Annotated in this window: 2 protein-coding genes; both read left to right on the top strand. The window is 49.4% G+C overall.

Annotated elements, in window-relative coordinates; genetic code table 11:
• The first annotated feature begins 927 nt into the window (after positions 1-927).
• Positions 928-1614, top strand: coding sequence for a hypothetical protein (locus ACSHWX_RS18400; protein ID WP_435669663.1), 687 nt, complete (start codon positions 928-930; stop codon positions 1612-1614).
• 189 nt (positions 1615-1803) lie between these two features.
• A partial coding sequence (locus tag ACSHWX_RS18395; RefSeq protein ID WP_435669662.1) for a hypothetical protein occupies positions 1804-2237 on the top strand: 434 nt, incomplete at its 3' end.

Raw genomic sequence — 2237 nt, 5'->3', positions numbered from 1 at the left:
GGCACTCACAAGGGCAATCATGAGGGGTTTCAGCATCATTTTTGCATGCTCCATTGGAAAGTGATTCAATAACTTTTGCATAAACGCTACCACAAGTTTTCTCAGCACAAAGCTATTTCTGCTGCGTGTTCGTTATAGTAGCGTCATGTGCCTTTGTATGGATCTCTCTGCATGGGTCTCATCGTCCACTCCTCAGTGGTTACAATTAGCAACAAACCCTCTCTTAGCAATTCACCTATTAGGATCCATAAGCGCTGATGTCAGACAGTTCACTAGTGGCATAAACTTATGGGTGAGAAACATTGCCAAAGACAATAATGAACACACTTCCAACATTCGAATATGACGGTAATTCGGCTCCGCGATCAACTGTTAGCATGCGGGGGGAATGGCAGCCTTCTGAGCGATCGTATTGGATGTCCGACAGCCCTGTTTAGAGAATTTAGCGCCAGGACGCGCAAGCGCAGGTATGTAAGGGTGGGTTGCAGTGCATGCCACCACAGGGTTTGTGGTGCACGTGCCGTGCGGTCCTGCCAAGCCCCTTAAACACTGCAAACCCCTACACACCTACCGTTAGGGTTGCAGGTTAGTGGGCGCACCTGATTAAGGCCCCGTGGTAACCTTTTCTTGCTTCGAGGTCACGCGAGTATTTTGGAAAGTGGCTTAGCAAATTTGTAAATGCTGAAAAAAATGGTAGCCAGCGTGGCTGCTGAGTTTGCGCGAAGGGGTTGGCCATTCCCACTCCGAAGGAATCCGGGTGTTCACCTGAGCTCGGGAATGATGAAGGTCTTGGGTTCAAACGAGCACTTGGGCGGCCCAAAAGTGTGACAAGTCCACAAGCCTTCCTTGAATTTACTAACTAGCTCAAAATTATGACATTTTTCCGGATTATGGCAGTGAGAATCTTTATGAATGAGTGAGACATAAATGACCGTTGAGTTGCTCGGCCCAAATAAAACTTCGGAAAATGCCAACGCGGAACTTTTGAAGACCGCGCTCATTACCAGCGCGCCGGAACTTGAGCGGCCTGGTATCCGCCTTGCGATTGTACAACAAGTATTCGCGCAAAACCGTGAAATTGATTGCGTTTTGGTGTTCGAAGATTTGCGCAGATCGGATGAATTATTCTGCACCTCTCGAGGCATTCCCGTGAAGTCTTTCGTTGCTTGCGTTGAAGTGAAGCAACACTCGCCCGACGCTATTCGGTTCCATGGCACACATTTGGAAGTGCAATATGGCGATAAATGGCATGATGCCACAGGACAGGCCGAAGCGCAGGTCTGGGCGTTAAAGCACCTCCAGGAATACGCATATTTAGGAAAGGCCCGGCGCAATAAAACATTTGTACAGTCACTTATCTGGTTGCCTCGTATTCCGACGGATATTCTGAGCGAAGCACAGCCGAATGGGCGCACGAAAATCTTAGGCGAAGGTCTGAGCTGGAAGCAGTTGATAGATTGCTGCGAAATAAACAATGCTCAAGGAAAAGTGCAAACTCTCGGATCAACGAGACAGGGCAGCCAGCTCCATAGTTACGATAGCTTGGTCGAGGTTCTGACAGTCAAAGTCGAGCCCACACGACTTGATTTGAAACGCGTCAATGCGCTGACGTAGAAGCGTTTCGATGCGGACAAACAGGACTACGTCCGCGACTTTGGCAGCGGACTTTTGATGTTTCATGGTCGCGCCGGAACTGGGAAGACTTTTGCACTGATACAGATGGCCATTTATCTTGCACGACAGGGCAAAAGCACAAGAATTGTGACCTACAATCATGGGCTCATCTCTGACATGGCGCGAGCCATGACCATCATTCGAGATCGCCATGAAGACATCTCCCCGGTGCCCGAGGTAGAGACCCGCTGGATGCTGATGAAAGAGTTGTTCAGTTTGGCGTTCGGACCGTATGCGGTAAAATGTGCGGGTAAGCTCTACGATCTGGAAGAACGCGAGGCCCTTTTTCTACGTGCTTTGAGACGCCCAAAGACATTCCTGGAGGAAAATGTGCCGTGCTGTGCCAGCAAGGCTGGAGGCAAGAAGTGCCACTGTACTCCAAAGGAGAATGAAACGTGGGCAGACATAAGTGCCTACCGCAAAGAGTTTTCTCCACCCTACGATTTTTTGTTGGTGGATGAGGGACAGGACTGGAGCACAGAACATCGTGACCTGATGTATGACATCTTTGGCCCACACAGAGTAATCGTGGCTGACGGTGTAGATCAGTTCGTAGATAATTC

Origin of the sequence: Maritalea sp., from assembly GCF_051251695.1 — a bacterium.
Taxonomy (GTDB): Bacteria; Pseudomonadota; Alphaproteobacteria; order Rhizobiales; family Devosiaceae; genus Maritalea.
This window is presented reverse-complemented; position numbering and strand designations above follow the sequence as displayed.

Bases quoted from the DNA above. Each gene is read 5' to 3' on its own strand.
- ACSHWX_RS18400 (WP_435669663.1), top strand. From the start codon at position 928: ATGACCGTTGAGTTGCTCGGCCCAAATAAAACTTCGGAAAATGCCAAC.